Raw genomic sequence first — 18,030 nt, 5'->3', positions numbered from 1 at the left:
TCCGAGGTTCAGCGGAATGTAGGCGTGCGAAGCGCGCGCCGCAATGTCAGGCTTGGTTGCGCTCGCGAAATGCCTGGCCGACCAAGGGATTGATGCCGGCTTTGCGGAGCGCCTCGCGCAGCTCTTCGACATTCGCCGCAACACCGGCGAGCCGCTCGCCGGCGATGAGATCCGGCAGTGCGGCGAGCGTCGAGCCGGGCTCGAGATTGCCGGCAACGTCGTGCAACGCTGCGGCCGGGAAGCGATAGCCGCCGACCGTGATGACTCCGATCGGCGCGCCGGAGAGTGAGAGGCGCCCGGTTGCGGCTTCGAGTTCGCACGGGATGTTGGTGTCGGCCGCTCCGAGCAATTCGCCGAAGATATCGGCATGCGGCACCATAGCGCCGCCGAGCAGCAGAGTGCCGCGCGTGTTGCGGCTGAGGTGGACGCTGCCGAGCGTGCCGATTCGCAGCGGCGCGGGCCAACCTTCGGCGAGGCGCGGGAGGACCGCAAAGCCGTGTTCGCCGAACGACAGGAGATCGATAGTCGTTCGATGGGGATGCGGCACGCTCGTCGCGTGGCGTTCCGGCGCGCGCCAGATGGCGAGGTGCGTTTTTGCGAGAGGCGGTTCGTCGAGCAATGCAGCCGGAACGATGGCGAGGTCTGTCACCTCGGCGTGGCCGCTCTGCCAGGCTTCGGCCGGGTCGCTCAGATGTAGCGAGCCGCCGCAGACTAGCCACGGCGTGAGCGTCGCCGCGATGGTCGCGAAGGACGAGAGCATCATTGTCGCGTGGATCGTCGCGGCCGGCGGCAGGTGTGTCGCTTCGAGGATATCGAGCGCGGCGGCGAGGAGTTCGGTCTGCGTATGCGCCGCCGCCGCGATGCCGTCGGCTTCGCTCTCGAAAGTGACGAAGACGGCCGCGTGCGGATCGGCTTCAGCCAGCGCGTCGTCGTTGGCTTCGGCCCCAAAGATATCGCCGAGGTCGACGACGCCGTCGGGGACGGCCGCGCCAAATCCCGCAACGAAGCGGACGGACGGCGAGTGCAGCGCGGTCTCGAGCGATGCTTCGGCCGCTGCCGCCGTGCCGCACCATGCGATGAGCGCGCGAGCCTCGATCTGGCGCAGCGCCTGCGCGGCATCGCCATGCCGCCACAGCAACGGCAGCGGCGCGCAGACATGGCCCGCCGCGATGATCGCGAGTTGGCTGACGATGGCTTCGGCGACATTCGGCAGTTGGACTGCTATGTGGGAGCCAGGCGGCAGATCGAGTGCGCCGAGCCGGCCGGCGAGCGCGCGGACGGCACGCGCCATCGCGGCGTAGGACAGATACGACGCACCGGCGACGGACGGGCCTACATACGCGATACGATCGGGAGCGGCCTCGGCATGAGTCGACAGCAGGCGCGGCAGGCTGGCGGCGATTTCTTGCGTGGCGCTCATGCGGGCTGACGCCACCACGTTTCGAAGAGATAGCCGTTCAGCGAGGTCTTCTCGGGCCGCTTGATTGCGGCCTGCCGCGCCACCCATTGGTCGGGCAGATAGAACAGCGGGACGACGTAGAAACCGGAAAGCAGCACGCGATCGAGCGCGCGCACGGCGGCGACGAAATCCTCGCGCTCCTCGGCGGCGAGAAGCTTTGCGATCATCGCGTCGATTGCGGGTTCCTTGGCGCCCATGTAATTGCGCGTGCCTGCCTGATCGGCGGACGCGCTGCCCCAATAGAAGGCCTGCTCGTTGCCGGGCGAGAGCGACGCGCCCCAGTGATATTGCAGCATGTCGAAGTCGTAGTTGCTGCGGCGGGCTTCGAACTGCACCGGATCGGCGATGCGAACTTCGGTTTTGATGCCGGCGCGGGCGAGGTCGCGCGCGTAGGTGAGGGCGAGGCGCTCCTGCTCTTTCGTCGCGACAAGAATTTCGAATGTGAAAGCGGCTTGCGTTTTCTGATTGCGCAGGACGCCGTTGGTCAAGACCCAGCCGGCTTCTTTCAACTTCTTGAGCGCGAGCGCGAGATGGGCGCGGTCGCGGCCGCTGCCGTCGGTCTGCGGCGGCTTCCACGTGCCGTCGAGAATGTCTTTGCGCACCGCTTTTGGAAAGGCGCCGAGCAGTGCGCGCTCGCGGGCGTCGGCCGGGCGGCCGAAGGCGGAGAGATCGGAGCCCGAGAAGTAGCTGCCGGTGCGGCGATAGAGATCGAAATAGAAGTTGCGGTTGATCCATTCGAAGTCAAACAGGATCGTCAGCGCTTCGCGCACGCGGATGTCGGCGAACAGCGGGCGGCGCGTGTTGAACACGAGACCGGCCATGCCTTTCGGCTGACCGTTCGGCAGAATGTCTTTGATCACTTGCCCGTCGCGTGCGGAGGCGAAATCGTAAGCTTGCTCCCAGCGCGCTGGATCGTTCTCGGGCCTCACGTCGTATAGGCCGCGCGCGAAGGCTTCCATATGCGTGTTGGCGTCGCGATAGAAGTCGATGCGGATTTCGTCGAAGTTCCAGAAGCCACGATTTATCGCGAGGTCGCGGCCCCAGTAGTCGGGGTTGCGGGTGAGCGTCACGCGTTCGCCGGGCCGCACTTCGCCGACGCGGTACGGTCCGCTACCGATAATCGGCGCGAGCGTTGTCTCGTCGAAGCGCGCCTCGTCGAAAGCGTGACGCGGCAGGATCGGCATCAGCCCAAGGATCAGCGGTAGCTCGCGGTCGGGCGCGCCGCCGAAATCGAAGCGCACCGAGCGGCCTTGGACGTCGGTCTTCGCGACCTTGCTGTAGTAGGTGCGGAAGTTCGGCCGGCCCTTCTCCTGCAACACGCGCCAGGAGAAGATGACGTCGTCGGGGGTGACGGGCTTGCCGTCCGAGAAGTGGGCGTTCGGATGGATCGTGAAGGTAGCATAGGTGCGCGCCGCGTCCGTCTCGATGCTTTCCGCGAGCCCGGCGTAGAGCGTGAAGGCCTCGTCTTGACCGCGCACCAATAGGCTCTCGACGACATAGCTGCGGATCTGCTGGACCGGCAGGCCGCGCACGATGAAGGGATTGAGGCTGTCGAAGGTGCCGAGGAGGCCGAGCGTCAGCCGGCCGCCTTTCGGGCTTTGCGGGTTGGCGTAGGCGAAGTTCTTGAAGTCCGGGCCGAGCGCCGGAGCGCCATGCATCGCGATGGCGTGACGTGCCGCCGAGGCATGCGCGGATGGCAGGCGCAGGAGAGGGGCCGCGACAGCCACCGCAGCGGCGGTTTCGAGGAGGTTGCGGCGGGTCAAGGCGGCCATATCGGTCTTTTTTGCCTTAAGCTTGCCGGGTGGAAGAGGCTCTCGCGCCGTATAAAACCCCGCGATTGGGGCAAAATCAGCTTGATTCGTCAGGGCGCTAACATTAGCACAGGGGCACTTCAGGCCGCGTTGAGTCTCCCGAGGGGCCACGCTGTCGCCGTATTCTGCGCTGAGACAGCGGTTAAGCTGTCGCGGCGCAACGGCCCGAGTGCCGTTAGCACCCGAGTGCCACAAAAGGGAACATATCGATGATCTCGCGGACCTCAACCGCGTCTGCACGTTTGGCGCTTGGCCTCGGTGCGGCAGCCGCTTTCGGGCTTGTCAGCGCCGACTTCGCGCAAGCTCAGCAACAACAGCAGCCCGCACAGCAGCGTCCGGCTCAGCAGCGCCCCGCGCAGCCGCAGCGTCCGGCTCAGCAGCCCGCGCAGCAGCCGGCCCAACAACCCGCTCAACAGCCAGCGCAGCAGCAGCCGGCGCAAGGTGGCCAACAGGCCGCCGAGACGCCGCCGCTCGTCTACTCGCCGTGGACCAAGGTTTGCGGCAACGAAGGTCCGCAGGGGCAGCAGAAGCAGGTTTGCTTCACGATCAAGGAAGCCCGCCTCGACTCGGGTCAGTTCGTCGCTTCGGCCGGTCTGATCGAAATCGACGGCGAGCCGAAGAAGCTCCTTCGCGTCACGCTGCCGCTCGGCCTCCTGCTCCGTCAGGGCACGCGCATGCTGGTCGACGCGAACGAGCCGATGATGGGCGCTTACAATTTCTGCCTGCCGAACGGCTGCTGGGCTGACTTCGAAGTCACGCCGGAATTCGTCGGCCGCCTCAAGAAAGGGCAGAACCTGACGCTGCAGGCGTTCAACCTGAACGCGCAGGTGGCAAACTTCCAATTCCCGCTCGCCGAGTTCGCGAAGACGAACGAAGGCGCGCCGACCGACCCGAAGGCACTCGAAGAGCAGCAGAAGAAGCTGCAGGAAGAGCTGCAGAAGAAGGCCGACGAAGCGCGCAAGCGCATGGAGCAGCAGGGCCAAGGTCAGGCTCCGCGCTCGCAGTAAGCGGGTTTACGAGATCAAAGAAAAAGGCGCACTTCGGTGCGCCTTTTTTGTTGCGGCAGTTCTTCAGTGATCGGGGGCTGGGTCGGCCGCGTTTACAAGCGCGGACTCTATCGTCTCGATGTAGGTCGGCCAGTTCCGTCCGGAGTTCTCGATACTGATCTTCGGAATATCGAACTCCCTGTAAAGCTGATCAGTAAGCTGGCGGTACTCGCGATACAGCGCGATCAGACCCTCAAGGCCGGTTAAGCCACGCTTTTTCGCGAGCGGCGAGGTTAGCTTCCAATCGACTTGATATTTTACCCACGCATCGCCCCGTTGAGCGGAAACGGTTCTAATCGCTTGGTCAATGTCGTCTTGGTGAAAGTAGATCAGCAAAGGGTAGAGTGGTTTGATCGCAGTTATAACGTCACGAAGATAGCGGCGGATGAGGGCGATGTCGGCATCAAGCAGATACAGCGCCGTCAAATTCCCATGGAAGATTTGTCCGTCGACGACCGTGATGCTCTCCTGCATGGCGGCGGCTTTGGCATAGTCACTCCAGCGGGCAGCAGCCAGTGTCGCCAATCGCGTCGCTGGCATGGCTTCCCATGGCTCATCCCAATCAAAGCGGATCGGATGTGGATTGGTGCCCTCGGTTATGCCGATGGCAGGTACGCTAGAAGTATTCAGAAAATCTGCGATTTGCCGCACGGTCGTCGATTTGCCGGACCCCATGATCCCTTCGACGATCACAATCTTAGGCCATACTTTGCAAAGCGAGCGGGTCATGCAAACAACAATGATCGGTCAGCGAAATCGCTACCAGCCGAAACGGCTGTCCGGCGTACGATTGCAATCTAACCCGTCAGTTATTTGTAAATGCGCGGACTAGTTGAACGAAGCGCGGCGTTGGCGGTATTTGCCGTCGTTCTCGCGGACGAAGGCTTCCTTCACCTGCGGATGGCGTACGGGTTCGCCGGTCTCGTCCGGCAGCAGGTTCTGCTCGGAGACGTAGGCGACGTATTCGGTGTCCGAATTCTCGGCATAGAGGTGATAGAAGGGCTGGTCCTTGCGCGGGCGCACCTCGGCCGGGATCGCGTTCCACCATTCTTCGGTGTTCGCGAATGTCGGGTCGATATCGAAGATCACGCCGCGGAACGGAAAGATCCGGTGCTTGACGACTTCTCCGATGTTGAACTTGGCAGTGCGGGCTGTATCCATCTTGGTCTTCTATCTCGCCGGTCGAACCTGAAGGCATCCATGCATTGACGATGCCAACCGAGCCAGATAGCCCACCGCGAAACTCTGCGGATCGCAATCGCGAATGATCGACGTCGTCAACTTAGCCTTACCGTTCTTCGGCCTGATCTTTCTCGGCTATGCGTGTGGCAAATATAAGCAGATTCCGGATACCGGTCTCGCATGGATGAACTTCTTCCTCATCTATGTCGCGCTTCCGGTCTTATTTTACCGTGTTATGGCGCGGACGCCATTCGAGCAAGTGGCAAATCCGCGATTTGTCGTCGCGACGACAATTTCGACCTTCATCGCCTTCGCGCTCGCGTTTCTGGTCACGTCACTGGTGCGACGCGGGCAGTTCCCGCAAGCCGTAATCGCCGGACTCGCGGGCGGGTACGGGAACATCGGGTATATGGGGCCGGGGCTTGCCTTCGCGACGCTTGGCGTTGAAGCCGCAGCGCCTATCGCGCTGATCTTTTGCTTCGACAACATCCTGCTTTTCACGCTGGTGCCGCTGCTGATGGCCTTCGCCGGCAGCCGCGACAAATCGCTCGCGACGACCATCGGCGAGATCCTGCGCGGCGTGCTACTGCATCCCTTCATCATCGCGACGGTGCTCGGCGTGATCAGTGCGGCGCTACAGCTTCAGCTGCCGATCGCGCTCGATCGCATGATGCAGTTTCTCGAAAACGCTGCGGCTCCGTGCGCGCTTTTTGTGCTCGGCGTCACGGTCGCGTTGCGGCCGATGACGAAGGTTGCGTGGGAAGTGCCGGCAGTTGTGTTGATCAAGCTCGTCGCGCATCCGTTGCTCGCGCTGACGATGTTGTCGATCCTCGGTCCGCAGCCGGCGACGTGGGTCTACACCGCCGTGTTGATGGCGGCGCTGCCGCCGGCGCTCAACGGCTTCATCATGGCGCGCCAATACGACACTTGGGTGCCACAAGCATCGAGCTCCGTGTTGCTCGGCACGCTGGTGTCGGTCTTGACGCTGACGACCGTGATGTGGCTGGTCAAAGCGAAGCTTTTACCAACGGCCTTGTTCTAAGAGGCGAATTACCAGGGACGAAACAATGACGCAGCCGCTGAACGGCATCACGGTTTTGGATTTCACCACGTTGTTGCCGGGGCCGCTCGCGGCGCTGATGCTGGCGGAAGCGGGGGCGGACGTCATCAAGATCGAGCGGCCGGGCGGCGAGGACATGCGTGAAGGGCCGCCGCGCTGGGACGGCGCGTCGATCAATTTCGGCATGCTCAATCGCGGCAAGAAGAGCATCCAGCTCGATCTCAAAGCGAAAGATGCGATCGCGCGCCTGCGCCCGCTGATCGAGAAGGCCGACGTGCTGATCGAGCAATTTCGCCCCGGCGTGATGGAGCGTCTCGGCGTCGGCTACGACGCCATCCGCAAGATCAATCCGCGCATCGTCTATTGCTCGATCAGCGGCTACGGACAGAAGGGTCCGCGGTCCGGCGAGGCCGGTCACGACATCAACTACATAGCGAGCACCGGCTTGCTCGCGCTGTCGCCTGGAACGCAGCAGTCGCCGACAATTCCGCCCGCGCTGATCGCCGATATCGCGGGTGGCTCGTTTCCGGCGGTGATGAATATCCTGCTCGGCCTGCGCCAGCGCGATCTCACCGGCGAGGGCTCGTATATCGACATCGCGATGACGGACGCGATGTTCACCTTCACGTGGCACGCGCTTGCGATGGCGGCGGGTGGATACGGCTACCCCGGGCCGGGCGAAGCGAGGCTGACGGGCGGCTCGCCGCGATATCAGATCTATCCGACGAAAGACGGCAAGCTCGTCGCGTGCGGCTCGCTCGAGCCGAAATTCTGGGCCTCGTTCCTCGATGCGATCGGGATGACGAAGGACGAGGTCAACGAGAAAGATGCGGAAGGCGCGAAGGCCCGCATTGCGTCGCGCATTCGCGAGCAGACGGCGGATCACTGGCAGCCGATCCTCGCGAAGGCCGATTGCTGCGCGACGATTGTCGCAAGCGTCGAGGAAGCGCTGCGCGATACGCAATTCGCCGACCGCGGCTTGTTCGAGCATCAGTTGAAGGGGCCGAGCGGAGCGACGACGATGGCGCTGCCGGTGCCGATTGCGCCGGGATATCGCGCGAAGCCGGGGGCGGTTGCGACGGCGGAGCTCGGCGCGGACGATAAGTTGTTGGGTTAGCCGCCGACGCCTTGGCGCATCAGAGCGCGGCGGAGCGGCGCGATGCGGTTCACGAGCGTCAGACCCAGGCCACGTGCCGCCTGCACGGGCAGGAAGTCGTAGAGCAGGCTGCGGTTGAGAAGGTCGGTCGCGATGGCGCGGCTCGACACATCGCTGCGGCGTGCGCGCTCATAGTCTTTCGTCACGTCGTCGCCGCCGAAATCGCGGCCGTCCGCTATCGCATCGGCGATGAGACGCCCGATGGCGACGGCATCGCGCAGTCCGAGATTGAAGCCCTGCGCGCCGATCGGCGGCAGGATGTGCGCGGCTTCACCGACGAGCACGAGCCGCTCGGCGATGAGCGAGCGCGCGGTTTGCGAAGCGAGCGGGAAGACGATGCGATCGCCTTCCAATGTCATCTTGCCGAGGATCGAGCGTGCCTGGCGTTCGACCGCGCGCGCGAAGTCTGGCTCAGGCAAAGCGCGAAGCTCCTGGGCGCGTTCCGGCTCGACGACCCAGACGAGGCTCGAGCGCTCGCCCGATAGCGGCACCAGCGTGAACGGGCCGGTGCGGGTGTGAAACTCGGTTGAGATTCCGTCGTGCGGACGCGTATGCGAAAGCGTGCAGCTGACGGCGGCCTGTGGATACTCGCGTCGATCGAGCGCGATGCCGGCAGTCTCGCGGCAGAGCGAGTTGCGCCCGTCCGCGCCGATGACGAGGTCGGCTTCGGCCGGCGTCGGTGCGTCCAATGTGGCGCCGTCGTGCAACAGCACGAGACCCGTGATCGCTTCGGCGCGGATCGTCAGCGTGGCGTAGCGTTCGGCTTCGGCCGTGAGCGCGGCCACGAGTTGCCGGTTCTCGATGTTTTGGCCGAAGGCTTCGAGGTCGATTTCCTCAGCGCGAAAGATCGTCTCCGGCGCACGGACGAGGCCGCCGAGGTCGTCGATCAGGCGGATGGCGCGCAGCGGTGACGCTGCAGGCGCGCAAGCGTGCCAGACGCCGAGTTTTTCGAGGGCAGACACCGAGCCGGAGAGCAAGGCAGTGGTCCGGTTATCGGCCGGACGCGGCCCCGCATAGAGCACGGTTTTCGCGCCGGCCTTCGCGGCCGCGAGAGCCGCGACGAGCCCGGCCGGCCCACCGCCGACAACGGCGACCTGAAAGCGCTGCGTTTCCGCGTTCTTCATCATGCCGGCTTTCTACCCGCTCTTGCGGCCGGAGGCGAGTTTCGCGGCGGGCCGCGCTGTGCCAATCTCCGGCCCGATGCAGCGTTTCGGGTCCCATGCCTAACAGTCCGCGTGCCGCCTGGGGCGCCGCCGTCGGCGTGCACGTGTTCACGGCGCTCGGGGCCGGGATCGGGCTGCTGGCGCTGCTCTCGGCGGTCGACAAGCATTGGCCGGCAATGTTCGCGTGGCTGGCGCTCGCGCTGGTGGTCGATGCGGCGGACGGTGCGCTCGCGCGACACTATCGGGTGCGCGAAAATGCGCCGCGCTGGTCCGGCGATACGCTCGATCTCGTCGTCGACATTCTGACCTGGGTGTTCGTGCCGACGTACGCGATGGTGACGGGCGATATCTTTCCGGCGGTGCTCGCCATTCCGATCGGTCTCGCGATCGTGATCACGAGTGTCATCTACTTTGCGGATACGAAGATGAAGGCCGGCGATAACTTTTTCATGGGCTTTCCGGGCGCATGGAACGTTGTCGCTTTCTTCTTGTTCTTGATCAAACCGTCGCCGATCCTGGCGGCGGTTTTAGCTGTGGGCCTGTGTATCCTCACTTTTGTTCCAGTTCCGTTCGTGCACCCGTTCCGCGTCGATCGCGGCCGTGCGGTGACGGCGCTACTTCTTGTCGCGGGTGGCGTGCTCGCGCTCTACGCGTTATGGCTTGGCCTAACACCGCCAGCTTGGGTGACCATAACCCTCTGTCTCATTTGTCTCTATTTTCTCTTCGCCGGCTTACTACGCCGCAATTAGGAGTCCGACGTGCTTGAACTGCTGAGCGATCCGCAAGCCTGGGCCGCCCTCGCGACATTGACTGCGCTCGAGATCGTGCTCGGCATCGACAACATCGTTTTCATCTCGGTGCTGGTGGCGCGGCTTCCGCCCGAGAAGGCCGACACGGCGCGTAAGCTCGGCCTCGCGCTGGCCTTCGTCTTTCGCATCATCTTGCTGCTCGGCCTCACATGGATCATGGGTCTGACGGCGCCGGTGCTGACGATCCTCGGCAACGAGCTGTCGTGGCGCGATCTCATCCTGATCTTCGGCGGCCTGTTCTTGATCGCGAAGGCCGTGCACGAAATTCACGCCGAGGTCGAAGCGCGTGAGCATCACGAGGAAGAGAAGTCGGCGACGCAGGCGGCGTTCGGCATCGTGCTGGCGCAGATCGTCGTCGTCGATCTTGTCTTCTCGCTCGACTCGATCATCACGGCTATCGGTATGGCGCAAGACGTCGAGGTGATGATCGCGGCCGTCGTGATCGCGATGATCGTGATGTACATCTCGTCCGGTCCGGTTGCCTCGTTCATCGCGCGTCACCCGACGACGAAGATGCTGGCGCTGGCGTTCCTCGTTTTGATCGGCGTCGCGCTGGTCGCGGACGGCTTCGCATATCACATCCCGCGCGGTTACATTTACACCGCGATGGTGTTTGCCGGTTTCGTCGAAGCGTTCAACATCATCGCTTCGCGCAATCGCCGGCGTGCGCTGAAGGATCGCTACGAAGACTCGGCCAAACAAAAATAAGAAACGAAAGGTTTTCGGGATGGCATCGCCGATTGTTCTCATCACGGGCGGAAGCCGCGGCCTCGGCGCCGCGGCGGCACGGCTGGCGGCATCGCGCGGCTTCGATGTCGCGGCGAATTACAAGAGCAATCGCGCGGCTGCCGATGCGGTGGTTGCTGACGTCAAGAAGCACGGGCGACGCGCGATCGCGGTGCAGGGCGACATGGCGATCCCGACCGATGTCGAGCGCGTCTTCGCGGAAGTCGACACGGGGCTGGGGCGTTTGACGCATCTCGTCTACAGCTCCGGCATCGTCGGGCCGCCTTCGCGGGTCGAGGCGATCTCCGACGAAGCTTTGCAGGACGTGATGGGCATCAACGTGCTCGGGGCATTCTACTGTGCGCGCGCGGCGATCAAACGTATCTCCACGAAACATGGCGGGCAGGGCGGCGCGATCGTGCTCGTGTCGTCGGTCGCGGCGCAGATCGGCGGCGCGGGCGAGTTCGTCTGTTACGCGGCCTCGAAAGGCGCGATCGATACGATGACGAAAGGCCTCGCGCAAGAACTCGCGAAAGAGGGCGTGCGCGTCAACGCGGTTTCGCCGGGTGTCATCGATACGGACATTCAGCCTCCGGGCCGCGTCGATCGGCTCGGGCCGCTCGTCCCGATGGGGCGCGCCGGCACGGCGGACGAGGTTGCGGAAGCGATCGTGTTCCTGCTTGATGATCGCGCCGGTTCTTATATCACGGCGGCCAATCTCGGCATCACGGGCGGCCGCTAACTTCCTTTCACCAACAAGAAGACGGACCAACGCAAATGCTGAAACGTCTCGCCCTGTCCGGCCTGCTGTTCGTCGTCGCGATCAGTGGTGCGCAAGCGCTCGAAGAGTCGCGTGTGCAAGCGATCAAACAAGCGTCCGACGAGCTCGTTGCCCTCGCGGGCGATAGCGCGAAGACCGGGAATCCGCCGCGTATCACTGATCCTAAGGTCGCCGATCTGCTGAAGCGGATGACCGATACGAAAGAGATCGAGGGCACGAATACGGTGCCGTTCGCGCAGATCCCGCTGCTGACGACGTGGAACACGGCCGTGCTCACTGCTTTCCGCGTCTATGTCGGCGCAGGCACTGACGGCATGACGGAGCAGCAGAAAGCGGTCGAGGGCGACAAGAACATCGTGAAGTTCCAGAACGAGACGGGCTCGATTGTCGATGCGATGCTGCGGCTGCAGGCTGCGATCATCGACACGGCGCAAGGGTTCGTCGCCAGCGCGACGCCGCAGCAACTCGAGAATCCGAACGTGAAGAACGGTCTCGGCATGATCGCCAACGGCGCCGCGCAGACGATGCAGGGGTTCAGCATCGTGCTGACGCTCGAGGGTCTAACCGACGCTTGGCGCGAGGCGCGCATCCCGGCGATTATCGCGCTCGCGCCTCGAACCGCGAAAGTCGTGTCGCCGGAGGCAAAGACAGCGCTGCGCAACCTCGCTCTGGCGGCGAAGGAAAAGGTCACGTCCGCCAAGGTAAAGGCGGCTTTCGACCAAATCGCGAGCGCCTTGCAGTAACGATTTTGCCAGGCCCTCGGCGCGGCTTGCTTGTCGCGCACGGGGGCTCTTATATCGGGTCCAACGGCCGTCCGGCCGAACAGAAACGCATCACATCAAGGAGACGTCATGGTCGCGGCAGTACGGATTCATAAGAATGGCGGGCCGGAAGTCCTGACCTACGAGGAGATCGAGGTCGGCGCGCCGGGCGAAGGTCAGATCAAGATCAAGCAGCATGCCTGCGGCGTGAATTTCATCGACACATATTTCCGCACGGGCCTTTATCCGGCGCCGTCGCTGCCGTTCGTCAACGGTTCGGAAGGCGCGGGCGAAGTCATCGCGGTCGGACCGGGCGTCAAGGATTGGAAAGTCGGCGATCGCGTCGCTTATACGCTGGCTCACAACGGCTATGCCGCCGAGCGGCTCTTGCCAGCCGATCGCGGCGTTAAGCTGCCGGACAATATCTCGTACGAGCAAGCCGCCGGCATGATGCTGAAGGGCATGACGACGCGCTACCTGCTGCGCAAGACCTTCCGCGTCGAGAAGGGCTCGCGCGTTCTCATCCACGCCGCAGCCGGCGGTGTCGGCCAGATCGCGTGCCAGTGGGCGAACCATCTCGGCGCCGAGGTCATCGGCACGGTCGGCTCGAAAGCGAAGATCGAGATCGCGAAATCGGTCGGTTGCCACCACGTCATCAACTACAACGAAGAAGACTTCGCGAAGCGCGTGAAGGAGATCACCGGCGGCAAGCTTTGCGATGTCGTTTACGACGGCGTCGGTGCCGCGACGTATCCGGCGTCGCTCGACTGTATTCGTCCGCTCGGCATGTGGGTGTCGTTCGGCAATGCGTCGGGGCCGGTGAAGGACTTCAATCTCGGTTTGCTGGCGCAGAAGGGATCGCTGTTCGCAACGCGTCCGACATTGTTCAGCTACATCGCGTCGCGCGAGCAACTCGTCGAGACTGCGAACGATCTCTTCGATGTCGTCGGCTCCGGTGCCGTGAAGATTCCGATCAGCAAAACTTACGCGTTGAAGGACGCGGCGCAGGCGCAGACGGATCTCGAAGCGCGCAAGACGACGGGCTCGATTATTCTGAAGCCTTAAACGAGAACGCAGAGCCTCTCTGCGCGTCACGCATCCTTTGTACGGACTTAACAAGGAAAACCGCGCATCTTGCGCGGTTTTTTGCGACGTCGATTTGCCTTATCGATGCGGGACTTGAACCACGGGCATGCGCTTCGCGACAAAGTCGTGAAGCCGCACAGTGCGGTCAGGGTTCGGGCGGACTCGGAGGCAATAATAATGATCAGCGGAATCGTAGGCTGGATTCTCGCCAAGGTGAAATGGTTGCTCCTTATCGCGGCTGTTGGCGGACCCATCATGGCGTTCATCAGTTGGAACGACGCGCAGCACCGGCAGAAAGTCGCGAAGGACGGGATCGAAGCGACTGCAGCGATCGATGGCGCGACGCGCACGAAACGTAAGCGCGGCGGCACGTCTTACACGGTCAATCTCAAGTGGAAAGATAAGAACGGCAAGGACATGAGCGCCGACAAGGTCGCCGTCTCCAATGCCTACGCTAACCAGATCATTATGGGTGATCGTCTTCGTGTCGCGACGACGCGGATCAAATATCTGCCGGCGGCCGAAAATGTCGTCGACGCGGAAACCGGCGTCATCATCACGGCAGACAACGATCGCCAGGAAACGACAGACGGAGAGATGGTCTATCTCGGCTCTGGCGCTGGCCTCGTCGGAATCTTAGGCTTCGGCGCATTCTGGTTTTTCGGCCGGCGTCGCGAGGAGCAACAGCCCGCGCAGGCGTAGCGCTCGTTTTTCGTAGCCCGGATGTAGTCGGTGCGAAACGCCGGGCGAAATCCGGGAGCGGACATAAAGATTGACCCCGGATTGCGCACGGACGCGCTTTGCGCATCGTGCTCCATCCGGGCTACGGCCTTCGATCCGACGACCATCTTGCCGGTACTTGCGGAAGGCCGCAGAATGCCGGCGGGAGAGGGCCGTGGCGAGACGGAACGACGATGTCGCAAAAACGCTGAAGTTCGGCACCGTCCGCCGGGACGCCATTCTGCTTGCGATCTTCGTTGCGGTCGGCCCTTTCGCGATTTGGAAGGGCAATTGGTTCATCAGCGCGATCTGTATCGCGGGCGGCTTCTATCAACTCTACAAGGTGCTCGGAAATCAAGCCGGCATGACGCTGTCGCCGAAGGGCATTGCCTACTCATACGACGGGATCAGCTATTCGATCCCGTGGCGCGAAGTCAGCGCCGTCGAGATGATCGACCCGCAGCACGAGAATGAACTGTTCCGCAATGTTACAGCGCTGACCATCTCGCGTCGGTACTACGATGAGAAGGTGCACAACGCTTTCGGCAGGTTGCTCAACCCTAACCGCGACAAATATTTCGAGATTGGAGATGCGACGGTGCGCGTCGCCGTCTACAGCGGCTTCTTCGGCATAGAGCGCCCGGATCTTTTTCCGATGATCGAGACGCGTTGGAAGGCGTTCGGCAGGCCCAGTTAGCTGGCGGCGTCCTGTTCGGCCTTGGCTTTCGTTTCGGCTTCGCTCGTGGCGGTGAAATTGGTGCCGCACGAGTCACAGCCGAAAACGGCATTATGCATATCGACCACCGGCACGGTGTCGGCGACCCGCATCATATTGTTGCAATTCGGACAGAAGAAATTCGGCACATCCTGCATCGTCGCCTCCCTTTGTACGGTGACAACGTGCCGGTCGGTCGGAGGTTTCTCAGGGGATAACGAATTCCGCAGAAAATTACCGGTGTTCTGTCGGCGTGCGCCAAGCGAAGACGTCCTAGCAGCACGATCACGAGGGGTTTAGCCGATGACTGAAAACCAAATGCTGTGGACCGGCCGCGTGCTTACGGTCTTGTTTGCGTTGTTTATTCTGGGCGCGTCCGTTGCGCCGAAGCTGCTTGGCCTGCCGATCGCCGAAGAGACGATGCGTCAGCTTGGCTGGCCTTCCGGCTATGCGTTCGGCATCGGCGTGCTCGAGCTAACGTTGCTCGCGCTCTATCTCTATCCGCGCACCAACGTGCTTGGCGCCGTGCTGTTTATGGGGCTCTTGGGCGGCGCGATGGCGACGCAAATGCGCAACGGCTCGCCGCTGTTCTCGCACACGCTGTTCAGCGTCTACCTTGGCCTTGTCATGTGGGGCGGGTTGTGGCTGCGCGATGCTGCCGTGCGGCAGCTGTTTCCGGTGCGGCGGGACTAGAAGCCCACCGTCCCGTGCAGATCGTATTCGTCGGCGCGCTCGATCTTCGCCTTGACGATTTCGCCGACGCGTAATGGGCGGCGTGACGCGACGTAAACGGCGCCGTCGATTTCCGGTGCGTCGCCCTTCGAGCGCCCCTTGCTCACCGTCGGCCCGACCTCGTCGATGATAACGTCGAGGCGCTTGCCGACCTTCTTCTTCAGGCGACGCGCCGACACCTTCTGCTGGGCCGCCATGAAGCGGTGCCAGCGCTCTTCCTTGACCTCGGCCGGTACCTCTTCGGCGATGCCGTTCGAGGTTGCGCCGGCGACCGGCTCATAGCGGAAGCAGCCCGCGCGATCGATCTCGGCTTCGCTGATCCAGTCGAGCAGGGTCTGAAATTCCTCCTCGGTCTCGCCCGGGAAGCCGACGATGAAGGTCGAGCGGAGCGTCAAGTCCGGGCAGATCTCGCGCCAGGATTTGACGCGCTCAAGCGTCTTCTCTTGATTGCCCGGGCGGCGCATGCGTTTGAGAACGCTGGGGCTGCCATGCTGAAACGGGATGTCGAGGTAGGGCAGCACCTTGCCTTCCGCCATCAGCGGGATGACGTCGTCGACATGCGGGTAGGGGTAGACGTAGTGGAGACGGACCCAGGCGCCGAGGTCGCCGAGCGCACGGCTTAGGTCGAGGAAGCGCGCCGAGATTTCCTGGTTCTTGTAGGTCGAAGCCGCATAGCGCAGATCGATGCCGTAGGCGGAGGTGTCCTGCGAGATGACGAGGAGCTCCTTTACGCCCGCCGCGACCAGCTTCTCAGCCTCGCGCAGGACGTCAGCGGCAGGGCGCGAGACCAGCTTTCCGCGCAGCTTCGGGATGATGCAGAACGTGCACGTGTTGTTGCAACCCTCTGAAATCTTGAGGTAAGCGTAGTGGCGAGGGGTCAGCTTGATGCCTTGCTCCGGCACCAAATCGAGGAATGGATTGTGCAGAGGCGGGGCCGCGCGGTGGACCGCGTCGAGCACGCTCTCGTACTGCTGGGGTCCCGTGATGGCGAAGACGTTGGGGAATTTGTCGGTGATCTTCTCGGGTTCGGCGCCCATGCAGCCGGTGACCACGACCTTGCCGTTCTCGTTGAGAGCCTTGCCGATGGCATCGAGGCTCTCGGCCTGCGCGCTATCGAGAAACCCACACGTATTTACGACGACAAGGTCGGCTCCGTCGTGGCTGCGGGCAAGCTCGTACCCCTCGGCGCGTAGGCGCGTGATGATCCTCTCGGAATCCACCAAAGCCTTGGGGCAACCGAGGGAAACAAAAGAGATTTTGGGAGCCGTGGCAGGGCTCGTCATCTGTATATTCCTGTACTCACATGCATCCACGTAAACACTGCTTAAAATACTGATTTAGCTGTGTTTTTGTCTTTCAGCCTGCGCGGCTTGAACTCGTCTAGCGATCGCTTAAACTGGGGCCGAAGCAGGGGCCCGATTCATGACGCGAGCTTTGCACAAACTGTCGGCGAAGGCTGTATCTGCGCTTCAAGCCGACGGCAAGCATTCTGACGGAGGCGGGTTGTTCGCTCGCATCAACGGACAGCGCCGTCGTTGGGTCTTCATCTATTCGCGCGAGAGCCGAAGTCACGAGCTGGGCATAGGCTCGATGCGCGACGTTACGCTTGCGCGGGCGCGCGAGCGTGCTGCCGACTTTCGCCGCGAACTGGCCGAGGGCCGAGACCCGCGATCACTCCGCGTTGCAGTGGTGGCACCGACTTTCGGGGAGGCAGCCAATGCGTACATTGCTGATGTCGCCGGCCCCACGATTTCTCACATCCAAACGCTGCGGCATTGGAAACGAACGCTTGGCAAAGACGCCGCCAAGCTGCGGCCGCTGCGCGTTGACCGCATCGGAGTCGAAGACGTCCTCGACGTGCTGAAGCCGATATGGTCGCGGAAGGACACTGCCAAGAAGCTGCGTAGCCGAATAGAACGCGTGCTCGACTTCGCCGTGGTTAAGGGCTGGCGCGAAGCCGGAGCTAACCCCGCAGCGTGGCAAGGCAACCTGGTCGAGGCTCTGCCCAAGCGCGAGCGAAAAGGCGAAGACACGGGCGCTAAGCACTATGAGGCGATGCCGTTCGCGGATGTTCCGGCGTTCATGGATCGGCTGCGGGCGAAAGATGGAATCGCGGAGCGGGCGCTCGAATTCGCTATCCTGACGGCAGCACGCACCGGCGAGGTGATCGGCGCCGATTGGAAAGAAATCGACGTGGACCGCGGCTTGTGGACGATTCCCGCGCATCGCATGAAATCGAACCGCGAACATCGCGTTCCGTTGGCACCTCGCGCGATAGCGATGCTGCGCGGTTTGCCGCACATCGGCTCGCACGTTTTTCCAGGGGAGAAGCGACATGCATCGATGGCACATAGCCGGCTGCTGTTGGCCCTGCGCGCGATGGGTGTCACAGGGTCAACGCCGCACGGTTTCCGATCGAGTTTCCGGGACTGGGTTGCGGAAGAAACTGATTATCCACACGAGCTTGCGGAGCTATCGCTTGCGCATTCGGTCGGCGACACAGTTGTCCGCGCGTACCTACGTGGGGATGGACTTCGGAAGAGAAGGGAACTCATGAATGCTTGGGAAACGTATTGCAACGCAGACGGTTAGACAAACTGTCAACACTTAATTTGCGCGTCTAAAAAACTATTAACGTTTCCGTTTAACGTACTGATACAACTCTGGCATTTGGGTACAAAGGGTTTGTAATGGTTGACAGTACACGTAGATTGTGTTACATAGTCAACCATGGACGCCAAGTCTGCTTTGACAATCACGACATACACGTTTCACTCGGCTCACTTGCGATAAAGAACCTCTGGCGCCCATCACTCCAAACTG

General features: G+C 62.6%; 19 protein-coding genes. 12 read left to right on the top strand and 7 right to left on the bottom strand.

Annotated elements, in window-relative coordinates; all coding sequences use genetic code 11:
• Positions 1-46: 46 nt before the first annotated feature.
• On the bottom strand, positions 47-1,420 hold the full coding sequence (locus tag GJW30_RS15900) for an AMP-binding protein (RefSeq protein WP_157746765.1): 1,374 nt from the start codon (positions 1,418-1,420) through the stop codon (positions 47-49).
• Entirely contained in the window at positions 1,417-3,231 is a 1,815-nt protein-coding gene (locus GJW30_RS15895; RefSeq protein WP_096357031.1) for an extracellular solute-binding protein, read from the bottom strand. Before GJW30_RS15895 ends, GJW30_RS15900 begins: the two co-directional genes overlap by 4 nt.
• Positions 3,232-3,479: 248 nt before the next feature.
• Between GJW30_RS15895 and GJW30_RS15890 the strand changes: the two genes are divergently transcribed.
• A complete protein-coding gene (locus GJW30_RS15890; protein ID WP_096357029.1) occupies positions 3,480-4,277 on the top strand; it encodes an invasion associated locus B family protein in 798 nt (265 codons plus the stop codon).
• Between the two features lie 63 nt (positions 4,278-4,340).
• On the opposite strand, the gene GJW30_RS15885 is transcribed toward GJW30_RS15890, so the two are convergent.
• The gene (locus GJW30_RS15885; RefSeq protein ID WP_096357026.1) at positions 4,341-5,045 is read right to left on the bottom strand and encodes a P-loop NTPase family protein; all 705 of its coding nucleotides are present in this window, start codon (positions 5,043-5,045) and stop codon (positions 4,341-4,343) included.
• 99 nt (positions 5,046-5,144) lie between these two features.
• The gene (hspQ, locus tag GJW30_RS15880; RefSeq protein ID WP_096357024.1) at positions 5,145-5,477 is read right to left on the bottom strand and encodes a heat shock protein HspQ; all 333 of its coding nucleotides are present in this window, start codon (positions 5,475-5,477) and stop codon (positions 5,145-5,147) included.
• Between the two features lie 103 nt (positions 5,478-5,580).
• Between hspQ and GJW30_RS15875 the strand changes: the two genes are divergently transcribed.
• Entirely contained in the window at positions 5,581-6,540 is a 960-nt protein-coding gene (locus tag GJW30_RS15875; RefSeq protein WP_096357022.1) for an AEC family transporter, read from the top strand.
• Between the two features lie 25 nt (positions 6,541-6,565).
• Entirely contained in the window at positions 6,566-7,675 is a 1,110-nt protein-coding gene (locus GJW30_RS15870; protein WP_096357020.1) for a CaiB/BaiF CoA transferase family protein, read from the top strand.
• Here the strand turns inward: GJW30_RS15870 and GJW30_RS15865 are convergent.
• Entirely contained in the window at positions 7,672-8,838 is a 1,167-nt protein-coding gene (locus GJW30_RS15865) for an FAD-dependent monooxygenase (RefSeq protein WP_096358863.1), read from the bottom strand. The two genes, GJW30_RS15870 and GJW30_RS15865, sit on opposite strands and share 4 nt — an antisense overlap.
• 95 nt (positions 8,839-8,933) lie before the next feature.
• Here GJW30_RS15865 and GJW30_RS15860 point away from each other — a divergent pair, with 95 nt between their 5' ends.
• From GJW30_RS15860 to GJW30_RS15830, 7 genes are all read left to right on the top strand, one after another.
• Positions 8,934-9,626 carry a CDP-alcohol phosphatidyltransferase family protein gene (locus GJW30_RS15860; RefSeq protein ID WP_096357018.1) on the top strand — a complete coding sequence of 231 codons (693 nt, stop codon included), beginning with the start codon at positions 8,934-8,936 and terminating at the stop codon, positions 9,624-9,626.
• A 9-nt stretch (positions 9,627-9,635) separates the two neighbouring features.
• The gene (locus GJW30_RS15855; protein WP_096357016.1) at positions 9,636-10,394 is read left to right on the top strand and encodes a TerC family protein; all 759 of its coding nucleotides are present in this window, start codon (positions 9,636-9,638) and stop codon (positions 10,392-10,394) included.
• Between the two features lie 19 nt (positions 10,395-10,413).
• On the top strand, positions 10,414-11,154 hold the full coding sequence (locus GJW30_RS15850) for an SDR family oxidoreductase (RefSeq protein ID WP_096357014.1): 741 nt from the start codon (positions 10,414-10,416) through the stop codon (positions 11,152-11,154).
• Between the two features lie 35 nt (positions 11,155-11,189).
• Positions 11,190-11,936, top strand: coding sequence for a hypothetical protein (locus GJW30_RS15845; protein WP_096357012.1), 747 nt, complete (start codon positions 11,190-11,192; stop codon positions 11,934-11,936).
• Between the two features lie 108 nt (positions 11,937-12,044).
• Positions 12,045-13,019 carry a quinone oxidoreductase family protein gene (locus GJW30_RS15840; protein ID WP_096357010.1) on the top strand — a complete coding sequence of 325 codons (975 nt, stop codon included), beginning with the start codon at positions 12,045-12,047 and terminating at the stop codon, positions 13,017-13,019.
• Positions 13,020-13,217: 198 nt separating this feature from the next.
• On the top strand, positions 13,218-13,742 hold the full coding sequence (locus tag GJW30_RS15835) for a hypothetical protein (RefSeq protein ID WP_096357008.1): 525 nt from the start codon (positions 13,218-13,220) through the stop codon (positions 13,740-13,742).
• Between the two features lie 193 nt (positions 13,743-13,935).
• Positions 13,936-14,457, top strand: a complete 522-nt coding sequence (locus GJW30_RS15830) for a hypothetical protein (protein WP_096357006.1) — start codon at positions 13,936-13,938, stop codon at positions 14,455-14,457.
• On the opposite strand, the gene GJW30_RS15825 is transcribed toward GJW30_RS15830, so the two are convergent.
• Complete coding sequence (locus GJW30_RS15825) at positions 14,454-14,633, bottom strand: hypothetical protein (RefSeq protein ID WP_096357004.1); 180 nt, start codon at positions 14,631-14,633, stop codon at positions 14,454-14,456. The two genes, GJW30_RS15830 and GJW30_RS15825, sit on opposite strands and share 4 nt — an antisense overlap.
• 145 nt (positions 14,634-14,778) lie before the next feature.
• Here GJW30_RS15825 and GJW30_RS15820 point away from each other — a divergent pair, with 145 nt between their 5' ends.
• Positions 14,779-15,168, top strand: coding sequence for a DoxX family protein (locus tag GJW30_RS15820; protein ID WP_096357002.1), 390 nt, complete (start codon positions 14,779-14,781; stop codon positions 15,166-15,168).
• Here the strand turns inward: GJW30_RS15820 and rimO are convergent.
• On the bottom strand, positions 15,165-16,490 hold the full coding sequence (gene rimO, locus GJW30_RS15815) for a 30S ribosomal protein S12 methylthiotransferase RimO (RefSeq protein ID WP_096357000.1): 1,326 nt from the start codon (positions 16,488-16,490) through the stop codon (positions 15,165-15,167). The two genes, GJW30_RS15820 and rimO, sit on opposite strands and share 4 nt — an antisense overlap.
• Before the next feature lie 220 nt (positions 16,491-16,710).
• Between rimO and GJW30_RS15810 the strand changes: the two genes are divergently transcribed.
• Positions 16,711-17,799 carry a tyrosine-type recombinase/integrase gene (locus tag GJW30_RS15810; RefSeq protein ID WP_245408532.1) on the top strand — a complete coding sequence of 363 codons (1,089 nt, stop codon included), beginning with the start codon at positions 16,711-16,713 and terminating at the stop codon, positions 17,797-17,799.
• The last annotated feature ends 231 nt before the right edge of the window (positions 17,800-18,030 follow it).

The organism is Variibacter gotjawalensis (assembly GCF_002355335.1).
Lineage (GTDB): Bacteria > Pseudomonadota > Alphaproteobacteria > Rhizobiales > Xanthobacteraceae > Variibacter > Variibacter gotjawalensis.
Note: the sequence above shows the minus strand (reverse complement) of the source record. Positions and strands in the feature narration are given on the sequence as shown.